The organism is Paenibacillus sp. AK121 (assembly GCF_019042715.1).
GTDB lineage: Bacteria > Bacillota > Bacilli > Paenibacillales > Paenibacillaceae > Paenibacillus > Paenibacillus polymyxa_C.
Genome location: NZ_JAHPJM010000015.1, coordinates 1 through 24007 on the forward strand (window position 1 = coordinate 1; position 24007 = coordinate 24007).

General features: G+C 44.1%; 21 protein-coding genes. 4 read left to right on the forward strand and 17 right to left on the reverse strand.

What is annotated here, in order from left to right; translation table 11 throughout:
* Window positions 1–322 precede the first annotated feature (322 nt).
* On the reverse strand, window positions 323–1480 hold the full coding sequence (locus KSP24_RS21510; RefSeq protein WP_017428575.1) for a trans-sulfuration enzyme family protein: 1158 nt from the start codon (window positions 1478–1480) through the stop codon (window positions 323–325).
* A gap of 225 nt (window positions 1481–1705) precedes the next feature.
* On the opposite strand from KSP24_RS21510, the gene KSP24_RS21515 reads away from it, so the two are divergent.
* Genes KSP24_RS21515 through KSP24_RS21525 form a run of 3 tightly spaced genes read left to right on the forward strand, consistent with a single transcriptional unit; the run spans window position 1706 to window position 5669 of the window.
* On the forward strand, window positions 1706–3325 hold the full coding sequence (locus KSP24_RS21515) for a spore germination protein (RefSeq protein WP_013371124.1): 1620 nt from the start codon (window positions 1706–1708) through the stop codon (window positions 3323–3325).
* A 9-nt stretch (window positions 3326–3334) separates the two neighbouring features.
* Complete coding sequence (locus KSP24_RS21520) at window positions 3335–4534, forward strand: Ger(x)C family spore germination protein (RefSeq protein ID WP_064963770.1); 1200 nt, start codon at window positions 3335–3337, stop codon at window positions 4532–4534.
* A 28-nt stretch (window positions 4535–4562) separates the two neighbouring features.
* A complete protein-coding gene (locus tag KSP24_RS21525; protein WP_216976631.1) occupies window positions 4563–5669 on the forward strand; it encodes a GerAB/ArcD/ProY family transporter in 1107 nt (368 codons plus the stop codon).
* 16 nt (window positions 5670–5685) lie between these two features.
* Here the strand turns inward: KSP24_RS21525 and KSP24_RS21530 are convergent, their stop codons facing one another.
* The 15 genes from KSP24_RS21530 to KSP24_RS21600 all read right to left on the reverse strand — a co-directional run bounded on the left by KSP24_RS21530 (window position 5686) and on the right by KSP24_RS21600 (window position 22421).
* Complete coding sequence (locus KSP24_RS21530) at window positions 5686–6399, reverse strand: YetF domain-containing protein (RefSeq protein WP_058831292.1); 714 nt, start codon at window positions 6397–6399, stop codon at window positions 5686–5688.
* A gap of 181 nt (window positions 6400–6580) precedes the next feature.
* Entirely contained in the window at window positions 6581–6847 is a 267-nt protein-coding gene (locus tag KSP24_RS21535) for a metal-sensitive transcriptional regulator (RefSeq protein ID WP_013310304.1), read from the reverse strand.
* Between the two features lie 76 nt (window positions 6848–6923).
* Entirely contained in the window at window positions 6924–7400 is a 477-nt protein-coding gene (locus KSP24_RS21540; RefSeq protein ID WP_058831293.1) for a DsrE/DsrF/DrsH-like family protein, read from the reverse strand.
* Window positions 7397–7987: a sulfurtransferase TusA family protein gene (locus tag KSP24_RS21545; protein ID WP_216976633.1), complete on the reverse strand. Its 591-nt coding sequence runs from the start codon at window positions 7985–7987 to the stop codon at window positions 7397–7399. Before KSP24_RS21545 ends, KSP24_RS21540 begins: the two co-directional genes overlap by 4 nt.
* 204 nt (window positions 7988–8191) lie before the next feature.
* The gene (locus KSP24_RS21550; protein WP_013371118.1) at window positions 8192–8719 is read right to left on the reverse strand and encodes a TetR/AcrR family transcriptional regulator; all 528 of its coding nucleotides are present in this window, start codon (window positions 8717–8719) and stop codon (window positions 8192–8194) included.
* A gap of 156 nt (window positions 8720–8875) precedes the next feature.
* Entirely contained in the window at window positions 8876–9676 is an 801-nt protein-coding gene (locus KSP24_RS21555) for a DUF4309 domain-containing protein (RefSeq protein ID WP_014599748.1), read from the reverse strand.
* A 120-nt stretch (window positions 9677–9796) separates the two neighbouring features.
* Complete coding sequence (locus tag KSP24_RS21560; protein ID WP_129549248.1) at window positions 9797–10423, reverse strand: HXXEE domain-containing protein; 627 nt, start codon at window positions 10421–10423, stop codon at window positions 9797–9799.
* A gap of 18 nt (window positions 10424–10441) precedes the next feature.
* A complete protein-coding gene (locus KSP24_RS21565; protein WP_025675234.1) occupies window positions 10442–11032 on the reverse strand; it encodes a TetR/AcrR family transcriptional regulator in 591 nt (196 codons plus the stop codon).
* Between the two features lie 234 nt (window positions 11033–11266).
* Window positions 11267–12499 carry an aminopeptidase gene (locus tag KSP24_RS21570; RefSeq protein ID WP_025675232.1) on the reverse strand — a complete coding sequence of 411 codons (1233 nt, stop codon included), beginning with the start codon at window positions 12497–12499 and terminating at the stop codon, window positions 11267–11269.
* Between the two features lie 47 nt (window positions 12500–12546).
* The gene (locus KSP24_RS21575) at window positions 12547–14136 is read right to left on the reverse strand and encodes an acetate--CoA ligase (RefSeq protein WP_216976635.1); all 1590 of its coding nucleotides are present in this window, start codon (window positions 14134–14136) and stop codon (window positions 12547–12549) included.
* A 173-nt stretch (window positions 14137–14309) separates the two neighbouring features.
* Window positions 14310–15413 carry a DNA alkylation repair protein gene (locus tag KSP24_RS21580; protein WP_216976637.1) on the reverse strand — a complete coding sequence of 368 codons (1104 nt, stop codon included), beginning with the start codon at window positions 15411–15413 and terminating at the stop codon, window positions 14310–14312.
* Between the two features lie 197 nt (window positions 15414–15610).
* Window positions 15611–17638: a S9 family peptidase gene (locus KSP24_RS21585; protein ID WP_064963765.1), complete on the reverse strand. Its 2028-nt coding sequence runs from the start codon at window positions 17636–17638 to the stop codon at window positions 15611–15613.
* A gap of 321 nt (window positions 17639–17959) precedes the next feature.
* Complete coding sequence (locus KSP24_RS21590; protein ID WP_031463500.1) at window positions 17960–18508, reverse strand: GNAT family N-acetyltransferase; 549 nt, start codon at window positions 18506–18508, stop codon at window positions 17960–17962.
* A gap of 285 nt (window positions 18509–18793) precedes the next feature.
* Complete coding sequence (locus KSP24_RS21595; RefSeq protein WP_013371107.1) at window positions 18794–19297, reverse strand: ferritin; 504 nt, start codon at window positions 19295–19297, stop codon at window positions 18794–18796.
* A gap of 136 nt (window positions 19298–19433) precedes the next feature.
* On the reverse strand, window positions 19434–22421 hold the full coding sequence (locus tag KSP24_RS21600; protein ID WP_483311491.1) for a glycoside hydrolase family 48 protein: 2988 nt from the start codon (window positions 22419–22421) through the stop codon (window positions 19434–19436).
* A 277-nt stretch (window positions 22422–22698) separates the two neighbouring features.
* Here KSP24_RS21600 and KSP24_RS21605 point away from each other — a divergent pair, with 277 nt between their 5' ends.
* Window positions 22699–23067 carry a DUF423 domain-containing protein gene (locus KSP24_RS21605; RefSeq protein ID WP_216976639.1) on the forward strand — a complete coding sequence of 123 codons (369 nt, stop codon included), beginning with the start codon at window positions 22699–22701 and terminating at the stop codon, window positions 23065–23067.
* A gap of 81 nt (window positions 23068–23148) precedes the next feature.
* Here KSP24_RS21605 and KSP24_RS21610 read toward each other — a convergent pair whose 3' ends face one another.
* Window positions 23149–24006 carry a sugar phosphate isomerase/epimerase family protein gene (locus KSP24_RS21610; RefSeq protein WP_058712080.1) on the reverse strand — a complete coding sequence of 286 codons (858 nt, stop codon included), beginning with the start codon at window positions 24004–24006 and terminating at the stop codon, window positions 23149–23151.
* Between the last annotated feature and the right edge of the window lies 1 nt (window position 24007).

Consider the following 24007-nt stretch of genomic DNA (forward strand, 5'->3'; position numbering starts at 1 on the left):
GGCATGTACCAAAATTTCAACGTTGGATTTTGTAAACAAAATCCGTACTCACTCGTTGTTCAGTTTTCAAAGATCAATCAACAGCCGTTTAACTGGCTGGATATATAATTTATCACGTGTATACCCAACAAACAAGTTGTAATATTTACCAGCAAATAATTTGTGTTTCTACTCGGTGCAATTTTTTTACTGAACCTCGCCTACACATAGTGCTTTGTCTATAACAACCGAAGATATAAACGTTATAAATCATAAAAGCAGTAGCTCTTTATTGATGGAGCTGCTGCTTTCCTTTTTTTATATGAAATCCTGAAATGAACGCTTAGCTTAAAGCTGTAGCTAGATCTTCTATCAAAAGTTCAGCAGGTTCATGCCCCACAGCCAAGCGGATTAGCGATTCGGGCATGTGTTGTTTTTTTAGACTCAGCTTATTGAACCCGTAGTTTGGTGAGATTACCTGGCTCTCCATAGCCCCCCACGATACACCGATCCGAATCAGTCGCAGTTTATTGATCACTCTGCATATATCCTCATAACCCGAATCTTTTAGTTCAAAGCTGAATAATCCACCATACCCTTTAAGCTGTCTACATGCCAGCTCATGCTGTGGGTGAGAAGGAAGTCCAGGATGATTTACTTTAGAAATGGCCGGATGATCTGATAGAAAACGAGCAACCAACAGAGCATTTCTTTGATGGGCTTCCATACGAAGCGGGAGTGTTCTTAGACCCCGAATGAGTAGCCAGGCTTCAAAAGGGGCTAACGAACCGCCAATTAACTCATATTCTTCAGCATACATACGATTTATTATCTCTTTAGAAGCGATTACTGCCCCTGCAATTAAATCATTATGCCCCCCCAAGTACTTCGATGCGGAGTGAACGACGATATCAACGCCCCATTCTAATGGTTTTTGGAAAAGGGGTGTAGCCCATGAATTATCTATGATTGTGCGGATACCCTTAGCTTTGGAAAGCGAAGCTACTTCCTGAATATTTACCATATCGAATGTAAACGAGGTAGGAGACTCCATAAGAATAGCACGGGTCTGCGGTTGGATGGCATTAGCAACTGCTTTCGTAGAAGTCGAATGTACAATGGTATAGTTTATATCGAACTTCGTTAAGTATTTGGCTAGGCTGACGGAAGTTTCATATATGTGTCCGACCAGAATCAGATGATCCCCTGCGGATAAGCTACACATTAGAGCGGCACTGATAGCAGCCATTCCGGAGGCAAAGCACTTGCAGTCCTCCCCACCTTCCAGCGCAGCAATCATTTGTTCTGCAATCCGAACGGTAGGATTGGTTCCTCTCGAATAGACATAATGCTCCTTTTCATGATTAGCTGCTTCAGCATAATCCTCGTAGGTATCAAAGAAAAATGGAGCAGTCTCATAAATAGGAGGAACAGCAGCCTTAGCAAAATACCCTAGTCTGTCCTCAAACCCAAAACAGATGAGCTCATCTGAGAAACTCAAACCTGATCACCACTTTCTGAAAAATTCCAAACCCATGAAGGTAGTCTCCTCAATCAAGGACTCAAATATTCTATAAGTCAAATTGCTTTGGACCTGTGCTGTTTAATTTTCGAAACTGATCAGGTTTCCACATGTCTTTCACTAAGTATCCAATTCATAAAAATAGCGTATATTTTTGGATTGCAAGGAAAAGATATGCTTTATCAAAAAAGAGGGGGTTCATTTGTGTTAACACGTTGGATTAGAAGTGTTCTGAAACCTGGAAAAAGGTACACACAGGATATCGAAAAATCCAAACAGCAAACCGCTACCGATCCAATCCATTCATCGTTATCCCATACTCTTTCTTTACTTAAATTAAAACTTGGGCAAGGTCCCGATTTTGTCATTCGTGATTTTTCCGAAAGTCCTGTACATGCTGGCCATCTCGCCGTTTGTTATATTGAAGGACTGATTGACCAAAACTTGCTTTCCGATTTAATGGAGAGCTTGATTACAGAGATGGGCTCCGCAGATACTTTTATGTTTAAGGAAAATACTGCAGCTTCTTTGTTAAAAAACACAATTCCGTCTGGAAATATTCAAATGATACATTCGCAAAATGAAGTATATCAAGCCATCCTCTCCGGGAATGCTGTCATTGTCATCGACGGAAACAACTATGCATTGGTAGTTTCCATCGCAGGCGGAGTAAGACGGGCTATTCAGGAACCCAGTACTCAGACCGTAGTACGGGGTCCTAAAGAAGGATTTACGGAGGATATCTCAACCAACATTACACTGATCAGAAGAAAATTGCGGACACCTGACCTTAAATTTGAAAGTCATGTTATTGGGCGATATACACAAACCAAAGTCATGTTAGCTTACATTGAAAATGTCGCTAATCCAGAAGTCATACAGGAAATTACAAAACGGCTTCAATCCATTGATACAGACAGCATACTTGAAAGTGGCTACATCGAAGAATTTATACAGGATGAACCACTTAGTCTCTTTCCCACCATGCTAAACTCAGAGCGTCCGGATACAGTCGCAGGTAGCCTTTTAGACGGACAAGTAGCTGTCCTGGTTGATGGGACGCCATTCGCTCTGATTGCACCTGTAACCTTCTTTAATTTCTTTCAAACGGCGGAAGACTACTACCAGAGATATGACATTTCAACTTTTTTAAGGGCTCTTCGTGTAGTATCTTTTCTAGTCTCATTGTTGCTTCCCTCTCTATTTATAGCCTTGACGACTTTCCAACAGGAAATGATCCCCACCACGCTGTTGATTACGCTAATGGCTCAACGGGAAGGAACTCCTTTTCCTGCATTATTGGAAGCTTTAATGATGGAATTAATGTTTGAAGTGATTCGTGAAGCAGGTGTGCGAATGCCACGGGTCATCGGACCAGCCGTTTCCATTGTAGGAGCTCTGGTTATCGGACAGGCGGCGGTGCAAGCCGGACTGGTCTCAGGTGCAATGGTGATCGTTGTTGCCTTCACAGCTATATCGAACTTTGTCATCCCGTATTTTGCTATGGCTTCAGCGGTCAGGTTGTTGCGTTTTGCACTTATGCTACTGGCGGGGGCTCTAGGCTTATTTGGTATTCTGATAGGAATTATCCCCCTTCTAATTCACCTTGTATCTCTCAAGTCATTCGGAGTTGATTATTTTGTGCCCTATAGCCCCACCTTTAAAACTAATATGAAGGACCTTATCATCAGAGTTCCGTGGTGGGCTATGAAAACCAGACCTAGCGAAAAATCAGGCCATAACCAGACAAGACAGGCAGCTCACCAATACCCTGCTAGTTCGGATGATACTGAAGGTGGTCATAAGCCTGATACCCAAAAATAGGAGAGATCAATGGTGCGGCAATTAAGAGTTAGTTATGTTCTGTTTATTGCAGGGTTATTACTTACAGGGTGCGTAGATCGAACAGAATTGAACGAATTAGCCATCACAACAGCAACTGGAATTGATGGACATAAGGGCGACTGGATCAATACTTATCAAATCATCATTCCATCAGCCATGACGACTGGCTCAGGTGGTACTTCCTCCGGGGCATCGCAAAGCGCTGTACATACCTTTTCTACACATGGAAAAACATTGAGAGAGACCGTTACGAAGAGTAGCCTGGAATACCCACGTAAACTGTATTTTGCCCAAAATAATATACTCGTTATTGGAAAAAAAGCAGCTGAACAAGGCATTGAAGAGATTATTGATATTTACCTCCGCAACCTTGATTCACGAGAAACTGTAAAAATATTCATTGCCAACGGAGAGGCTCGTAATTTTTTAAAAAAGCTTGTACCACCAGAGAAAATTCCTGGTCAAGCTTTAGAAAAGATTATAGAAAGAGATAGCAAATTAGGATCAATTTACCCTGCAATATCCATGTATGAATTTATTTCGAAAATTAGCTCCGATAGTGCAGCCGGAGTTCCAGAAATATCTCTTGAGGGTTCCGAGCCGGAGAAACTAGACTCTGTTGATGTTTTCAAGGAAACCTCCGCCAAAAATAAACTCAAATTATCGGGCTTAAGCATTTTTCAGAAAGACAAGAGAGTCGGCTTCCTAAATGAAAAGGAAAGTATAGGGGTTTCATGGTTAAACAACCAGATTAAAAACACTACTGTAAACTATGTGGATGGGAATGTTACGTCCGCTTTCCTCATCCGGAAAGCCAAGGTTAAGGTTACGCCAATCAAGAATTTAAATCATTATTACCTCAACGTTGACGTTAAAGCTACCGGGGATCTTCTATCATCCTCTTCGCAAAGAGAAATGAAAGATATGCAAAGTATAGGTCAATTGCAGATGCAAGCAGCAGAAACGATCAAACTGCAAATTCAGGAAGGCTGGAAAGCCTTACAGCAAAAGAATATCGACCTTATTGGTGTTGGAAATAAAATTCATCACAAGTACCCAAAAGACTGGAAAAAAATAAAAGAGACATGGCCTGAAGAGTTCGCAAACATGGATATAAAAATAGGTGTAAAAATGAAGCTTGCACGTCCAGGATTATTCGAAAAATCTTTTAACGAACTGTTGAAATGAAATAAACAGGGAGAGGTGAAATGAAGCAATGCGTCAAAATACAATCCGAGTATCCGAGCTGATCATTTGTATGTCTTTATTTGAAGTTGGAAGTACAACTTTGTTTTTAATGGGGGCTGAAGCAAAGCAAGATGCTTGGTTAGTCATGTTGATAGGAGCATTAGCAGGACTTCTTCTGCTAATGCTCCATCTTGCTATTCACCATCAAGATCCTGAATTAGATTTGTTCATGTTGTTTCGCCGTTACACAGGGAAATATGTCGGTACACTCATCAATTTACTTTTTGTGATGTATTTTACATATGAAGCTTCTCGGAACATACGCGATTTAGGCGAGGTGACCGTAATGACTCTGCTCCGCCAAACCCCTTTGTGGATCATCATCTTGATCACAATCGTGGTTGTATCCAACACGGTTCGTTACGGCTACAAAGCATTGTTCTTATTTTGCTTGTTCCTTTTCCCTTTTTTTGTACTTGGATACGCCATAATTAGTATATTAATTCCGGCAACTGGTCTCTTTCACTTGGAAAATTCCCTTCCGGTTTTAGAGGAAGGATGGAAACCGATATTTAAAGCCGCTATTCCTGAGCTTATCTCCTTTCCATTCGGACAAACTGTGTTATTTCTTGTATTTTATCCGCTTGTACATAAAGGCCGGAATCTCACAAAACCCGTTTCCTTTGCCTATATAATGACCGCACTTGCTCTAACATTTGTTAATCAATTGGATATTTTTGTTCTCGGACCCAAGATCGCTGCAAATAGCACACTTCCTCTTTTGGAAGCCGTTCAGTTGATTGAATTAGCAGATCTGTTCGAACGAATGGATGCCCTTTTCACCTTGCTTCTTTTTCTTGGCTTGATCATCAAAATGTCTTTATTTTTTAATGGTGCTGTGATAGGACTTGAAAAAATAACCGGAGTCGGATTTAAAAAATGGATTCTTCCCCTCGCAGCACTTATTTATGGACTTTCTTTTTTGTCGCCCAACTATATTCATCACATGGTAATCGGTCGAAAATTTGTTCTTAATTCCTGGTTTCCTATTTTTCAAATTTTTCTCCCTTTGTTACTATTCACCTTTATTGTTATTAAAAAAAGAAAAAAGACAAATAAACAGTCCTCTTCATGAGGAGATGATCATTCATTTAAATAGATCCACCACTTTTTTGATTTTTATTCTCTTTCATCGGCACTACATGGAGCGTTCCATCCTCGCTAAGCTCTGCATAGGCAATCTCATTGATGCTGTCATATCCCTGCTCTCGCGCCTTTGCTTTTATCAGCTCTACATCAATTGTTTTCCCGCGCATAGATTCATTTAGCAACCTTCCCTTATCAATGACAGTAACAGAAAAAAAATCAGGCTGTGCATCTATTCCCATATCCTGAGCAGCGGGTGGCTCATATTCGGGTTTGCGCATGACTGACAATGAGCCGTTCGTCTCTAACGTAGCGTACAAGACCTCACGCAGAGAAAAAATATTTTGCTGGCGTAGCATGGAGAGTAGCTGTGTAAATTCTATATCATATTTCTCCAGCAATTCTTGATTAACCTGCCCTTTATCCACGAGCAGCACTGTTCGACCTTCTGCCATATATCCAAATTTCACAAAATGGGTCGTCGCTTTTTCGAAAAAGTAGGCCAGCGCGCACCATAGTGCCAAAGCAAACAAAAGATGCCAAATGGTCACCTTATCGTCATATAACGTATTCCCTACAATTTCGCTCAATACCAATGATGTCAGAAAATCGAGCGGTGTTAACTGACTGAGTGTTTTCCGACCTGTAATAAAAGTAATAAGCCATAGGCCAAAAAAGCTGATGATCAATTTGACACCAATCGTGACAAATACCTCCATACCTATGCCCTCCGAAAGAAGTTATTTTTCTTATGGGTTATTTACACTCCTATACTTCTGTATAAACAGAGGCTTATTTCATTCCTAAAGTTGTCCGAAAAAAAGCCCGCTACCAACTAGGGCAGCGAACTTTTTAATTCGGCTATTATTTAATCTTAGTCTTTCGTGTATTCACTATAAATTATCTACTTTTCACCAGCAGCTGAATTGCTTCTTTAACCAGCTTATCCGTATCTCCTCCAGCTTCCTGCTCTTCCAATATGCAACGTTGCAGATTTTCTGCTACAATCTGGGCGATTGCTTTATCTGATGCATTGCGTACAGCTGATAGCTGGCTGACTACATCCTTGCACGACTTGCCCTCATCCATTAAACGAAGTACTCCACGTACCTGGCCCTCAATCCTTCTCAAGCGCGTTTTCAGTTCATCACTGTAATTGTAATCCATAAGCAATGCACTCCTTTTTTGACTTACCATATACATGTATAGGTATATTATAAACCAAAAAAGTAAATAGGATACCCTAAATAAATAGATTCACCTGTCCTTGCGATGCATCTCCCAAGTAAGCAGCTACTCCAGCATATTCCACACCATCTATTAGCTCTTCTTGTTGAAGTCCTAACAAATCCATGGTCATGGTGCAAGCGACGAGCTTGATCCCCTGCTCTTGTGCTAACTCTATAAGCTCTGGAAGAGAGAGCGCATTATGCTTTTTCATGACATGCTTGATCATCTGTGGTCCCAGTCCGACGAAATTCATTTTGGAGAGTGCTAACTTTTTCGGTCCACGAGGCATGATCCAGCCAAAGGCTTTTTCGAGCATTCCCTTATGGGTGCGCATGAGCTCATCCTTACGCAATATATTTAGTCCCCAAAATGTGAAGAAAATAGTTACTTCATGATCATATGCTGCCGCTCCATTCGCAATAATGAATGCAGCAATCGCTTTATCCAGCTCACCGCTGAATAAAATAATCGTTGTTTTGGCTGTACTCATATAGAATCGTACCCCATCATTTCTCCTGCCCAGCCGGACATGCCTGAAAGCACAGATTTGACGTTTTTAGCGCCTTTGTCTGCCAATAACCGGCAAGCCCTTTCACTGCGTGCTCCAGCTTGGCAGATCACTGCGATTTCATCTTCCAGATTTAGCTCAGCGAGTCTGTTCTCCAGTTCTCCGAGGGGGATGTGCTTAGATCCTGGGATGTGTTGAAGAGCAAATTCGGCGGGTTCACGAACATCCAGCAAAATGAAGTTCTCCTTTGCAAACCATTTTGCTTGCAGCTCTTTATGACTTATCGTGGAAGGGAATGCTTGCTCCTCCTTCACATCAGTCGGATTTGCTTTGCGTAGATAATGTCGCATGACAACTCCTTCTTGAAAAGTGCCCAAATACTGATGTCCGGTGCCTTGGGCCCAGCTCTGAAAATCTGCTAACGAACCTTTGTCAGTCACTTGAACCTCCATAATCTGCCCGGCAAGAAGCTCATCCATAGTTTTTTTTGTTTTTACAATTGGCATAGGACAAGCAAGCCCTTTGCAATCAAGAATCTGATCTGCTTCGATATGACTAGTTAATGACATAGTGGTACCTCCGCCTTTTTTTGTGGGGCTTAGTATAATTTTAATTTTAAATACATATACTCCTATAGGTATAAGAATAGCGAGGCCCACTTCTCTTGTCAACTTAGCTAGTCATTTTCATTCAAACTAACAATTCATGTCTTGTACAATTAAAAGCACACAAAAAAGCCGCGCAAAAGCGCGACTCTACTGCATACATACCAATTAATCGTCTGTTTTCATCAGTTCTGGCAGATCCAGCGACATTGAAATATTACATAGCATTCCTCTGGCGAGAAAAAGCATTGTTCTTTCCAAGGCTTGTTCAATACCAGCCTGGCAGAAAGCGTCATAAACTGTCGTATGGATCTCACGTAACCCCTGCTGCATCACGGTTACAACCACATCCTCACGGATTGTCTGTGCCTGCATTTGCAAAAGTATTTCATTTCGATATTCCGTCATAATCTGCGAATAGGCTGCAATCAGTTCTTGCTCTAACTGTTCCGACGAAGCGGATTGAATGACCCGGTGAAAAGAGTCTATGATACGTGCAAATGATACCTTTAGGGCTTCAATAAGCAAGGCTTCTTTAGTAGCGAAAAAGCGAAAAACATAGGGCTGAGAAATATTAGCCCGTTCCGCAACTTTGGCCGTTGTAGCTCGATAGTAGCCCATCTCCGCAAAGACTTCAATAGCAGCAGATATGATTTCCTTTTGGCGATTTATTGATGTTGATGTTGCTTTAGCCATATTTTCTCATCCTTTTATTTATCACAAATTTTCTGATTAGTGATTAATCAATCACTTAACATTATAAATGTCATCCTCTAAAAATGCAATGAACCGAAAAAGTCGCCTCCATGATCGTAATGGAAACGACTCTCTTTTTTATACATCTAAATCTAATTATGGCGTCATCGAGTTAAAATATAATCGAACATAACTGACCTTTTGCGTTTTGGTTTGATAGGAAAATACTAAATAATAACTAAGACCTGATGTGTTGTTGATTTTATAATTAGCTTCTGCTGTGCCGGATATGTCTCTAGAGGTGTCAACTGTTTCTGTGGGCTGGCCCAGTTCGTCAATAACTTGTTTGATAAGCAACTTCTTATATTTTGAATCGGAAGAAGTAATTTCTGTAACTTTATCATTTCCATCCAGTACGAGATCTGTATGATATTTAGCGTAACTTCTCATAGGGCCTGTAGAACCAGAATCGGATTTCCCCCAAAGCTCAAACAAAAGATCGCTGCTAGTTCCCAAACCAAGACCTTTAGGCAGATTGGGTAACGTCCCCTGCTTGGCTGCACTCAATATAGCAGCTGCAGAGCTGTATTTACTGTCAGGTGAGGCTGTACTACTAGCAGGTTTATGCTGTGTCGAGGTTGAACCTTGATCAAACTCTTTTCCAGTATTTTTGGAACTTCCCTTGGAACTTCCCGCATCCACACTAGGCTTGCTGAGATCTGTACTCGTCTTGTTAGTGTGAGTATCTTGCTCGTTGGTATGGATGTCTGTGTTCTGATCTGTTGAATTACTGGCAGATGGTGTGGCTGATTTCGTTGTAGAGGGAGCAGTTGAGTTTGCTTCTCCGCTATTGCCGCATCCTGTCATTACAGCAAAACCTATAGCCAATAAAGCGCTGGTGGTGACCAGCTTGCAAGCTAACTTTTTACGATTACGAGATTGATGTGTAGGTTTCATTGTAAGATCACTCTTTCCTTGTTCTTGGGTACAAACCAAGTGTAACCGAACCTCGTTTCGAGAATACCTCTACTTGTATCCAACTTGTAAACAAGCACATTTGTGATTTTCTAACATATCCTACCTGCGATCATAAATTCCTAGCTGTTGTTTAGAAAAGGCGTAAGGGGAGTCACTCTCCTTCAACCATATATTCCCTTTGATAATGAAGATGTATACAGCAAAAACAAAGTAGATTGTGCCTGCAATCCAGTCTATTGCCGTTGGGATGTCTCTCTTTACGATTTCATGAATATACCAGATTCCTATAGGGACATGCAGGAGAAGTGCCGTACACAAACCAGGGTTATATACCGTTTTTGCTTTGAGATTGACAACAATACCGTGCCAGACGACCTGGAAGAATCCCATCAAAACTGGTGCGAGTCCGAGCCAGATTACGTGGGGGAACCATACGGGGAGCAGATAAAATACATAGGCAATGGCCACATTAATGATCATCGCTGAATTAGGGTTCAAGGGGTAACGATCTGGGGCTTCACTTTTAAACAAAATATTGTTAAATAAACCCGCAAAATATCCAGGCCAGCGGTATTCCTCAAATTGGTGAAACAATATATTCACAAAGCTCAACCATAATATTCCTGATATATCAGAAAACATGGCGGGATTCAAAAACAAAACAATACATACAGCCACTCCAATGATGGCTCCTGCATCTTGCCAATATTTTCTCAAAAATTCCATGGTATTCACCCCTGAGATTTATTTTTGATCGAAATATCTTTCAAATAGCAGGTTTAATTGTTCCTCTATTGTGGGCATTTCCACAACTGCTCCAGACTCAAGAATCGGACTCATCAGTGCAGGCAGAAAAATAGCTCCGAATATTTGCAGCATCATTGCTAACGACCGCTCCGGCTGTTGCTCACCTGTCAGCTCCTTGATCGTGTTCTGGACCTTTGGAAACCCCATCATGTTTAAAAATCTTCCGTATTCCTGTTGAGATGTAAAGGGTGTGCTGCCCATCACAATAATTCGCGACAGTAGCTCTGGATATTGGCGAATGACCTGTAAATAGTTAAGTAAAAATTGTTTCAGTCTATCTTGCGGAGGCATCGCTGTATTGTCCAAAACGGAAAATGTGTGCTGAAAGCTGTTTAGGATCACTTCAATAGCTTCACTGAGCAAATTTTCTTTGGAGCCAAAATAATAATTAACTAAAGAAATATTAGTGCTAGACAGATCAGCAATTTTTCTGATTGTAACCGCCTCGAAACCTTCCTTTTGAATAAATTTCAGCGTAGACTGTAGAATTTTTTCTTTGGTCTGTTGTTTTTTGTCTGGGTGACTCATGTTTTTCCTCCTCCTATTTAGTTTAATCCAAACGGGCAAATGAAACGGGCCGCTTAAGCAAAACAAACAAAAATTCAAACTATATTTAAAACGTTGTTTAAATTATTGTTTGAACTTATCCTAGCACTTTACATTTCACAAAACAAGTAAAGATATGAAAATTAGGCTAAAAAAAACCGCAAACGAATCAGATCGTTTGCGGGTTGATTGAATAGAGATTAAGAAAAGGCAAAACTAAATAGCCCAATTTCCTTTGCGGAACACAACCTCTTTGCTTCCGTCTTGCAGTTCACCGTCAATATCCAGCTCAGCTGAGCCGATCATGAAGTCAACATGAGTCAGGCTGACATTGGCACCGTTCTGGAGTAGTTCCTCCCGGTTCATTTGTGTCCCATTTTCGATGTTAAATGGATACGCACTGCCTAAAGCCAGGTGGCAGGAAGCATTTTCGTCGATACCTGTATTATAAAAGATGCGGTTGAGATTAGAAATCGGTGAATCATGCGGCACCAAGGCAACTTCCCCCAGGTAGCTGGCTCCTTCATCTGTAGCGAGCAAATGAGTGAGATGCTGCTCACCGGATTCTGCTGTATATTCGGTGACTTTACCGTCCTTAAAGGTAAATGTAATGCGATCTACCAGCTGCCCATTTAAATTAAGCGGCATGGTACTTGTAATGTGACCATTGACACCAGTACGCTTAGGCATCGTGAATACTTCTTCTGTCGGCATATTCGCGACAAAATAATCTCCGCGCCCGTTTTCACCACCACCACTGCGCCAAATATGTCCGTCAGCCAACTCAATTCTCAAATCTGTTCCGGGCGCACGATAGTGCAGGCTTTTATATTTTTTATGGTTCAGCTTATCTTGTACCTGTTCAAGATTTTTCAAATGATTTTGCCAATTCTGAATGGGATCAGAGCCGTCTACACGATTCATTTGGAAAATCGTATCCCACATAACACGAATGCGGTCTTCTTCTGCTACATCCGCAAACACTTTATCGGCCCAGGCTTTCGTCGGAGCTTTAATCAAACACCAGCTAATTTTGTGATTGCGGGTATATTTGGAAAAGCCTTCTCTCGCCGTAGCTGCCGCTTTTGTCGCACGAGAAACTTTTTGCGGATCAATACCTTGATATAAATCCGGGTTCGGCACTTTAATCGTTAATGTGGCTCCACCCTCTTCGGCGAATTTCTCCATCATTTCTGCCTTCCAAGCAGGGTAGTAATCAAAGCTGGCTTCGTCACCATGCTCAAAACGACTGCGTGTAATGGAATCGTCCTCAAACTCTACCTGTACATATTTAGCGCCTGCTTCATAGGCTTTGCTGACAATCAGGCGTGTGAATTCAACAGTTTCCAGTGGTGCAGTTACCAACAACGCCTGTCCGGGCTGAATGTTGACTCCTACTCTAACGACCAGTTCTGCATATTGCTCCAACAATGATTCAAATGTACTCATTTTTCCACGCTCCTGTTCCCGTTTGGTTATGTTGAATGATTTCATCACTACAGTGAGGACTGTTTCTCCAGTTCACGCAGCTCCACTCTTCGTATTTTGCCTGAGCTGGTTTTAGGAAGCTCTTGAATAAACTCTATTTTTCGTGGATATTTGTAAGGTGCCGTCCACTTTTTCACATGATGCTGCAGTTCCTTCACTAACTCTGGTGACCCTTCTACTCCGGCTTTGAGCACGACGAAGGCTTTTACAACATGTCCACGGATTTCATCCGGGCTGGCTACCGCTGCACATTCCTGCACAGAATCATGCTTCATCAGCGCTTCTTCTACTTCAAAAGGACCAATGGTGTAGCCAGAACTGATAATGATATCATCACCACGTCCTTCAAACCAAAAATATCCATCCTCGTCCTTCCGAGCCCGGTCGCCCGTTACAAAATAATCTCCGTGTACACTCGCTAATTTGCGCTCTGGATCATGATAGTACGTATGAAACAATGCCGGCAGATCAGCACGCACTGCAATATCGCCCACTTGCCCTGGAGCCAGCGGAATACCATCCTCGTCTACGACCTCAACAAGTCCCGGTGCAATGGATTTGCCCATCGAACCTGTGCGCAGAGGTACGTCTCTTAGATTACCAATAATTAATGTACTTTCTGTTTGACCGTAACCGTCGCGAATCGTAATGTTGAATTGCTCCTGAAACTTGTTAATAACCTCCTGATTGAGCGGTTCTCCCGCAGAAACAGCACTTCGCAATCGGGATAGATCATATTGATCCAAACCAGCCGTTTTTGCCATAATCCGATATTCCGTCGGTGTACAGCACAACACTTGAACTCCATATTGCTGCAGCAACTGCAAATAGCGCCCCGGACGAAACGGACCATTATATACGAATCCGGTCGCTCCATTTCCCAGTACTGATAAAAACGGACTCCAAATCCATTTTTGCCAGCCAGGTGCGGCAGTAGCCCATACGATGTCTGAAGCTCGAATATCCAACCATGGTGATGTTATCCGCAGATGGGCATATCCCCAGCCATGGCTGTGTACAACACCTTTAGGATTGCCTGTGGTGCCCGAAGTATAGGCCAGAATGGCCATGTCATCACGGTGTGTCTTCACAGCTTCAAAAATATCTTCCTGTCCCTCCATCAGCTCATCCAGCACGAGCCAGCCTTGCGCACCTACTGTTCGGTCCCCAGGGACTACAATGCGATAATCCAAAGCAGGCAAATCATCGCTGATTTTGTCTACTTCACTTGTTACGTCGGTCCAGGCAATGACTGCGCGCGCTTCCGAATGGCGAAGCCGATATGCAATATCCTTGGCCCGCAGCATTTCTGAAGATGGAATGACAGCAAGCCCCAGCTTCAAGCATGCCAGGTAAATGACATATGCAATAATACGCCGTGGTACTACGACCAGAACTCTGTCCCCTTTGTTAAATCCCAGACTTGCAAGTCCTCCAGCCAGCCGGTTTGCTTTTTTCAACAGCTCTCCGTATGTGATTTCTTCGTATTCTCCTGTCTCACTTAACCACTTGAGTGCTGTCTTACCAGCCTCATGGTGCTCCATTTCCGAAGTCATATTGTAATATTCAGGCGCAAGCCATTGTTGCTGATCAGTCAAATCATACCTACCCCTTTATACATAAGATAAGAGCAACTTCCTTTAAGTAGTATAACACGTCTTAGTACCAGGTTCTAATACCAGAATTAATTTATTTGGAAAAAATAAAATTTGTAACGCAAACGACAAAAAAGAGCCTGAATACAGACTCTTTTCTTTACTATTATTGTAATCTACATCTCAATGTCTATCATTGTAGAAGCCACTTCCTGCCCGTTTACGAGCAGGACAATTCGGTGCGCTCCCGCATAATGGCGACGAGTTGTCAGGTCTGCAAACCGGTGTGTTCGTGTACCCGTTAAACGGGTTCCTCCGGAGACGGTTTTGTCAGAAAGCAAAAACAGTTTACGTGAGACCTGTCCTCTCGCCTTAACAAAGTCGATGCCATACTCGATGCGGACTCGTACGGATTCACCTTCTCGAAGCTGAAGCACATAGCTTAACTCACAGTGATCACCGATCTTTAACACGATAGGGTCTGTGTTGAGAGAGGCAGCTGCAACCAGCGGCACCCCATCCGTATCATTCGCATAGCCGAACATGGCCATCACTTCAGGGATGGATTTGCGAATCAGGGATCGACAGCCATGGCGCACAATCCAGTCGGTGTCAGGATGTGCCCCCTTCCACCGTTGAGCCGTTGCGATGACGATATCGGGATGGTCCTTGGCAATATCGTTCAGGTTGTTGGCTACACTTTTACGTACATATAATGATGGATCGGCCTTCAGTAGTTCCAATACGGCCAATACCGGAGCAGGGTCACGTTTGAAGACAGGCAGCGCCTGTCCCCAGGGTAGCCGTGGACGACATCCTTCGCTGGCAAGACGGCGGACGTGTTCACTGGGGTGTGCCGCCCAGCTCGTCATCTGCCGCATCGTCCGTTCTGGTTCACGCAGAAGGAAGGGCCTCACAGCAAACTCCGCAGAGGATTTTGATGTAAATCGCTCCAGTGCATTCATGGACAGGTCCCAATGCTCTTCTCCCTGCCCATATACCTCTATGAAATCGGGGAAAAACAAGTACGGAAACCCGCTACAGTACTCATCTATGGCAAATAAAATAAAAAGAGCTTCTTCATAACTACTAGGCAAAAACGCTCCTAATGTTAACGAAATACGCCGTATTCGTTCTTTTAGCTCTAGCTCATCCCATTTTTGGTCCATAACTTGATGGATAAATCCTTCAATGTCGAATGGACTGTATGCAGCCTGTACTCTTTCACCGAATAGACGAAGGAATTCCTCCGTGTACATATTTTTTAAGGGCTCAGCCATTGTATATCTCCTTTTGAATATGAATGTAAGCAAGAAGCGATGAACGAATAATATCTTCGTCTATGATAACCGTAAATCGTGACCCAACACCAGCATTAAATGAGGTTAAGAGAATGGATGCAAGACACATTAAAAAATGCCAAGTCCTAAGATTAGGACCTGACATTTTTCCATAAACACTACAAATCGAATGAGACTTAAATTTTGTGTTGGACAAACCAGTCGGTAATACGTTGCAGTCGTTCCACGCGAAGCTGTGGGTGCCCTTTTCGTGAAAGCTCGTGACTTGAAGCTGGGAAACGGACAAATTGAGTAGGTTTTCCCAAACGACGTAATGCTGTAAACAGCTGCTCCCCCTGCTCAATAGGACAACGTAGATCCTGCTCTCCATGCAATATGAGCAGCGGTGTATTGATTTGCTGCACATAAGCCAGCGGGGACTGCCTCCACAAAAGTTCGAAATCATCCCATGGATTTCCGCCAACTTCATCTTCAGTAAACGAGTATCCGATATCACTCACCCCATACATCGACAGCCAATTAGATATGGAGCGCTGGGTCACAGCTGCTCGGAAACGATCCGTATGCCCGACAATCCAGTTTGTCATAAAGCCACCATAGCTGCCTCCTGTGACACCCAGTCTTTCCGGATCAATGAGTGGGAATTGGCGTATAGCCTCGTCCACGGCGCTCAGTAGATCGGTGTAGTCACGTCCGCCGTAATCTCCAAGGACAACATTGGTAAAAGACTGTCCGTACCCTCGGCTTCCTCCCGGATTCGTATAGATGACTGCATACCCCTGAGCGGCCAGCAACTGAAACTCATGAAAAAAAGAATTGGAATACATGGCATGGGGACCGCCGTGAATTTCCAAAATGGCAGGATAAGATCCTCCCTCCTTAAAACCAGCTGGCTTCATCACCCATCCCTGCACGCGTCGACCATCCTCAACCTCAGTCCAGAAGCTCTCAGGCACACTGATCTCAATCTCATCAAGCAGAGAATCATTCACTCGTGTCAGCCGTTCTTCGTTTCCCGAATGGATTGCAATTCGGAACAAATCACCTGGCAAAGCGACGTCAGTGGAAGCGGCAATGATATGCTGTTCATCTGAAGTAAGCTCAAATTGATAAATTTCCCGTTCTCCTTGGGTTAAAATTTTAAAAGTTCCATCAAGGGCAAACTGATATACGTGCACATTTCCTTCAATGGTTACCAGCGTGTACAGGGATTGACCGTCCGCACTGAAGCGTGGTGGTCCTACATGAAGATGTGAACGCATGTCGCTCATACCCGCATTACCGAGGTGAGCATCAAGCGTCTCACTAACACATACTGCCGTCCCACCACTGGAGGCAACCGTATACAGCCGAGTCTGAGTAGCGCCTTTGGCATGGCGATCATGACCGTAAAAGGCAATCATTGTGCCGTCGGGAGAGAAAGCAGCACTCTCGATTTGAAGTTCGGAATGAGTCAACTTAAACGGTGCTGCCGCATTGCCATTAGAAGACGCAGGAGCTATCGTAAACAAATCATTTTGCTTGCGTAAATCCGTATCCTCTTTGGAATGCTCCGCTATTCTAGCGACAAATAAAATCAGTTGGCCATTCGGTGACCAGACGGGCTCCGCCACATCATAAGCGCCGGACGTCAGTTGAACCGTGTGCCCTGAAGTGACATCAGTTACGTACAAGTGATCACGAGTATCATCCCACAGCCCATAGCCGTCGGATTTAGCTTTTGTTCGATTAACCACTCGTCCCTCAAGATGTGTCTCCTGCTCACCTACATCGCATGTAGAACTTGACTGGTTCTCAGCAGTTTTTGCTACAAACGATATGTAGGCTCCATCCGGCGACCAGGATAATGAACGAACATTGTTCTCTATGTGCGTAAGTCGTCGGGCTTCTCCCCCGCGTGCTGGGATAATCCATACCTGGCGCTTGCCGTCTGTCGAACGGAGAAAAGCAAGTTGTGATCCGTCCGGTGACCAGACAGGTGTTTCATCTTTCGGTCCGTATGTAAAGGGTATCGGAGCTTCACCTTCAAACGGCAACAGCCAAATTGCCGAGTTATAGTCTGTCCGTTCTTTATTAATACACTGCTCTACGTAAGCGATTTCGCCACTCGTGGGATGAACAGCCGGATCACTAACCCAGTGAAATCGATATAAATCCTCAGCTATTATACGGCGTTTGGTCGTGCCAGATTGCGAGTTGCTCAAATAAGTTCCTCCTTAATATGGCCAGATTTCTACAACTTTAGATTCGATTAATCCGATTAATTTTATATGGATTAAATAAATATACAATTACGTTACTCTTTTTATGTATCTCTGTCAATTTGTCCACAGCTCAAATAACCCTCTCTCAGTCGCAATGACTCGAAAACACCGCCGCTTCGGTTGCTTTCTTGAGAGAAGGTCATGATCTGTTATCGCTCTTCCACACCATACACATTAAAGGCAAGCTCCTCTGCAAGCACAGCCTGCCTGACGATATTTTGGAATTTCTACTGTGAACTCAGGCTTCTCCAGTGATCGTGTCTAATTTCGGTTAGCAGTCTCGGCTTCATTCTTTTCATGGATGTAGGTGGAGAATAACTCAGGATTCACTACTTTACGCAGTAAATGCATTGTCCCGTCCCCTGTTCCATGGTCAAAAGCATGGATACGTTCATATCCCCAACGCTCGTACATGGATAATAAATAGGGATGTTTTTCCGCAGTGGCTAATGTCACTGCAGGAGCTCCAACCTGATCACGAATAATCGTTTGTTCTACCCAGTTCAGCAGTTTTTTTCCATATCCTTTGCCCTGAGCAGCCGGATCTACGGCAAACCACATCACAAACGGAAGATCGGTTATAAAATTAAGGGCTCTATTTTTTAAATGACTAACGGTAGCCTGGATGACACCATCGACTTCCAGCACATAGCAATCATTATTTTTAATGTTTTCTTGAATGAGAGCGACGTCTGCCTGAGCGGCAGGCCATTTAAGCTCCAACTGCCGAATTGTTTCATACGCCTCATACGTTATATACTGCAATCTTTCTGCATCCTCTTGACGTGCCAGACGATAGATCTCGCTCATAGTTCCCCGCCTCCCTATAGTATTGTAATAATGAGCATAATTTTTTCTACTAATCCTATCTTTTTAATCAGAAATAAAAGTTAACATAACTGTAGCATGCTCACCATTCAGCGACAAATTAATTTTTTCTATACCTTCATTTAAAATAACAATATCCCTTGAGGGTTGAAACCTCATTAATTAAAAATAACGCAAAAAAAGCCCGAAAACCGGGCTTTTTTACTTTGTAAACCCAAAGAATGCTATCCCTGTCTCTGGGGCATTTAAACGAACCTGTACGCTGTGTTATTCCGCAGGGGCAACGAAGCTGCGTTTGGCAAATTCGCTGTCCAGCATATAAAAGGCATTGCTGTCTCTTTCAATACGCTTAAGCTTCTGGATAACACTATCGAACAGAGCTTCCTCTTCGACTTGCTCATCAATAAACCATTTCAGGAAATGGATCGTCGCATGCTCACGTGCATCGAGGGCCAAGTCAGCCAAGTGATAAAATTTTTGTGTGTTTTGCTGCTCATGCTTGTAGCCATGTTCAAATACATCCAGCATGGAATCATAGCTATTTTTGGGCTCCGGTAATGCTGCCAATGTGGCGCGTCCTCGACGGTCATTAATGTATCTATACAGTTTCATGGCATGAAACCGTTCCTCCTCCGCTTGTACCAGGAAGAAGTTTGCAAACCCATCCAGACTTTCACTGGAGCAATAAGCAGCCATCGCCAGATATACGTGAGCGGAGTAAAATTCAAAGTTCATTTGCTCATTCAGAGCCTGTGCCAAATTGTCATTCATGTCTCAGGTCACCTCGGTCAGATATGTAATAATGTAACGATCATAGTGTACCACGAATCCGATCACAAAAAAACGGACGGAAGTGAATTCAAGCATACTCACGTTCCGCCCGTCGTGCTCAGCATTTAGTTCACAATCAAGGCTCCAGACCCCAGACACGTTTATCGTTTATATACAGAGGTGCTTTCTCCCAATCTGTATAAGAGGTCTTGGTTGAATCATAGGAAAAATCATCGCTTTCGTTATAGTTGCTCCAATCTGACTTGTTCATACGAATCTGGATATCTCCCGTATTTTCTCCAGCTGCCAGGCTTCCCGCACCGGCTCCAAAGGAAATTTCCAGATAGTAGTCTGCCCCATTAACGGCCTTATCCAGTTTCACAAAACGTCCCTGAATGTTGCTACTGCCTAATTGCGCATAATCACAGTGGAACTCCTGCGCCTTATCGCCATCTACGGTATAGTAGTATCTCAGCTTAACGTTTTTCAGATCCAGAGCCTCTTTCCCCTTATTTACGACACGGAAGAGTGGTCGAATCTGGTTATCTCCCGGGTTGGTGTCGCCCACACGGTATTGGGCAATTACATCTCCCTTTGCCGGAATCGGCGCTGCTGTTGGCTTGGCGCTGACCTCAGCAGAATCCGGGCTGGTTCCTAAGGAGTTTGTTGCAGTTGTTACATAATAATAAATGGTTTCATTCACCACCCCTGTATCCTTGTAAGTGGCGTCAGTTACCGTTGCTACCGTGGTATACGGGCCACCACTGGTTGTGGAGCGCTTAACCGTGTAGCTATCAGCACCTGTCGCTTTGCTCCAAGTTAGTGTAACTTGTGCATCCCCTGCACTTGCCTTCACATTTGACGGAGCTTTAGGAGCTGTAGGTTCGGCTGGTCCACTATCATTAATGAGACGGTCATACTCTGCATAAGCAGTTGCCATATCTACTTGGGACCAGAAACGGTGATACGTAAATTCTGGTGCACCTTTATCCCATTTCTTGGTCTGTTTGTTCCATGAACTCGTGTATTTGTCTTTAAGATAGGACCATTGCGGATCTTTGGTGATATTAGGACGGATGTCGCTATAGCTGGAATACGTACCATTGCCGCCCTTGGCCGAATCAGACGGTGTAGCGTCTGTGCCTGGGATCGTGTTTCCTTGCCCCGTCTTGCCACTCCATCCGCTCGGGATATATACTTCTTTAGTAAAATAACGATAATAATCCTCACGTGCTTCCTTCGTTGTAATTCCTATGCCGTCGTTATAGCCCCATGCTGCATCAAGCAAGGCTTTGGACAGATCTTTGGCTTCCTTGCCTAACTCGGTGTAGTCTCCTTTTTCAGCTTTTGTTCCGGCAGCAAAGAAGGTCAGCGCTTTCACATAACTGCCCAACACTCCTGCATCCTGTCCTGGATTTTTTGTTACTACATGAAGATTGGCATTCCCTTTATGATTGGCAAATCCGCTCCAAGTCTCAGGCTTGCCACTCCATTCCAGATTGCTCGGCAGCCAGAACTCACCTTTAGCTGCTGTAGTGGCTACCTTCGGATTTTTGCCACCCAGAATACGCTTGCCTTGTGCATCCAAATAGTATCCCTGCGCGTCAGTTACAGGCCGTTCGTCGGCAAATACATAGCTCTTGGACCATTCGATCCAGTTTTCAGTCACTTGTTTAGCCATTTTAAACTGCTCAGACGAAGTGTCGCCTTTCTTGGCTAAAATATAGTACAGCTCCGCAATCCGCTCGACAGGCCAAGCCTGCATTCCAAACCAGTTGTTGGACGGTGGATCTTGGTATACAGGAGCCCCTGTATAAGCCATGCCATAAAAAGTGCTCGTACCAGAGGGATACGCCTTGTAGGCGCCATCCCAGCTATTCGTTGCTCCACCTGCAATGGCCCCCTCATCAGATTGCAGCCAAGTATAAAATTCCAATTGGCGCTTGAGCGAGGTCGCCCAGTCCTGTCCTGCCGTAGGTGAATTTGGAATCAATCCGCTATCCTTATCGGATAACGCATATGCAGCAACGACATTCTGGTAGCCCTGATGCGCATGGCTTGCACCAATACGCCAAGCCCAGTTGCCGCTTTGGCCTAGCCCGCCGCCCCAAGCCGTATACCATGCCATTAGATAAAGACTGGCATCCTTGCCCGTACCAGCAATCGGACTTCCGTTGGAAGCGCTTCCTACTTTCTGGAAGTATTTATCGTACATGCCGTAACGCAAGAAGTCTCCCATCTTTTTCGCTTTGTCCAAATATACCTGGTTGTCGTAACCCAGTTCTTTCGCCCAGTACATGGCTTGAACCGCCCGTGCGTCCGCATCCGTGGCATTCGTGTAGCGCCATTGCTGTGCAGGAGCATTATTTTCCTTGGTGAACAGGCTCATAAAGCCTTCATTAGGCTTGCCAAACTTGTGATTATCCTGCGATGGATGCGGTACGGCCTCCCAGACCGATTCCTGTTCTCCACGCTGGAAAGTGTTCACATAGGTCGCCGTATGCGACGGATTCAGCAGATTGCCAAAACCGTACCAATTGTCTACATCCAGCAGCCAATGCATCAGGTAGGTCTGATTGTTGCCATAGGTTGCCTTCAGCTCAGAGTCCAGCGGGTCCTTGCCAGCACCATACTGACCACTCAGACGGCTTGGGTACTGATCGGGCTGCGGATATTCTGCGGCATAAGTGGCAGGGCTGTTCGGGTTATAGTTACTCATTGTAGGCTGCTCTTCCTTACCGTCACCCTCATTAACAGGAATGATATATTTCTCCATGTTGTCCCAGGCTGATTCCAAATGACCCCAATCCCCGGTATAATGACCATAGAGAACTTCCAGCCACATCCAGTAGCTGTATGCTTCCGAGGTCGTTAAGTGTCCATAGTCAGGAGCCTCGCTCATGAGTGTTTCAACGGAATGATAAGGGATACCTTCTTTTGAAAAGTAACCGCTAGCCGGGTCCTTTAGCTGTTTATACATTTGCAGAAAGCGTGTCGATTCAGGGGTTGCGGCTGATGCACGGTCGGGTTCGGCCTGAAATAAGCCCAAGCTTAACGGAAGTACCAAAATGGCTGACATGACCATAGAGACAGATTTTCTGAACACTGATTTTCTACTGATCACTTTTGCATTCATCCTCTCCATTATCAATTTTGGCTTTACTCAAAATTTGGTTCCGAAAAACGACAGCATAAAAAGACAGCGCCATCACCTCACTTTCCCGTAATAAAGGTGGAGGACACGCTGTCCATAGCTCCAAATGCTTCACATTGGCCCTGGCAAGAATATACCACACTAGTTGCCAAATGAGAGTCGAAAAATTCTATATGTTTAGAGTTGCACAAGGAAAATTGACGAAATCGATAGGAATCGGTACTATTTCACAAGGAGGCGTTAAATCATGAAAGTGTTGCTGTTGCTTGGCTGTATTGTGATGTTTTTAGCTGTAGCTCTGGGAGCATTCGGGGCGCATGCGTTGAAAAAAAGACTTTCTGCAGACATGATGAGCATATTCCAGACAGGAATTCAATATCAAATTGCTCACGGTTTGGGTTTGTTACTGCTGGGAGTTCTTGCAGGCAACCTGGCCCATTCTTCTCTTATTGTAATCGCTGGTTGGGTTATGCTGGTGGGCATTCTCCTGTTTTCCGGCAGTCTGTATGTTCTTAGTGTGTCTGGTGTGAAAAAGCTTGGAGCCATCACCCCGATTGGCGGGCTGGCTTTTTTGGCAAGCTGGGTGATGGTGATGGTGGCGGTAATGCAAGGCTAAACAAATGAACAGAGACTTGGAAAAGTAGGCGCTTCCAAGTCTCCTGAATCATGGCCGAATTATTGATGAATATGAAAGTGTCTATGATTTCGTTTGCACTTGTTGTTCTTTCTGAGCCGCAATCCGATGACCTTCGATATAGCGTTTGGATTGAGCCATCTCATGCTCCTGAGCAGCTTCCATAATAATATGGACCCCTGGCTTGTACTGCTCCAGCAGTTCCATATATAGACCATAGTTCATGTCACCAAAACCCGGCGGTACGGTCTCGATCTCACCTGATGGTGACAGACGCCGGTCTTTGGCATGCGCTGCGATAATCCGAGGTCCCAGCAGCTGAAAAGCTTCGCGGATGATCTCATCCTGTCGGGCCAGATTTTCCGTTTTTAGCAAATTACCCGGATCAATCACAACGCCAATGTGTGAAGAGGGCACTTCTTCCAAGAAGGTAGCAAGCTCTGCTGCTGTTCCGACCAAGTGATCGTTAGCAGCTTCCAATCCTACGAATACCCCCCATTTTTCCGCCTCATCTGCTAATTCTCGTACAACTTCTTTTACAACTCTCCAGTCCCGTTCCGAATAAGGGGTCCCGTCCTCATTGCGTCCGACTTCAGCTGCGACCATTGGTGCTCCTAACAGACCCGCATATCGGATCAGCTCTTTGAAACGCTCTACATTCTCACGTAACAATTCCTCATCCTGTACAAAAAAATGCAAATAACAACCGAGCACTGATATGGATACCCCATGCTTACGAAATTCCTCTGCGATAGACGATGCTAATCCTGGACTGAACTTGCCAGGTTTATTAAAATCGACATCGCTGATCGCTCTCCATGGAGCAAGCTGAACATGAGTAAAGCCCGCTTCACCTACCTTTGCAGCCAACTCACGATAAGGCAACTTGCCAAACAAATGTGCCAATACACCTACTGTCACT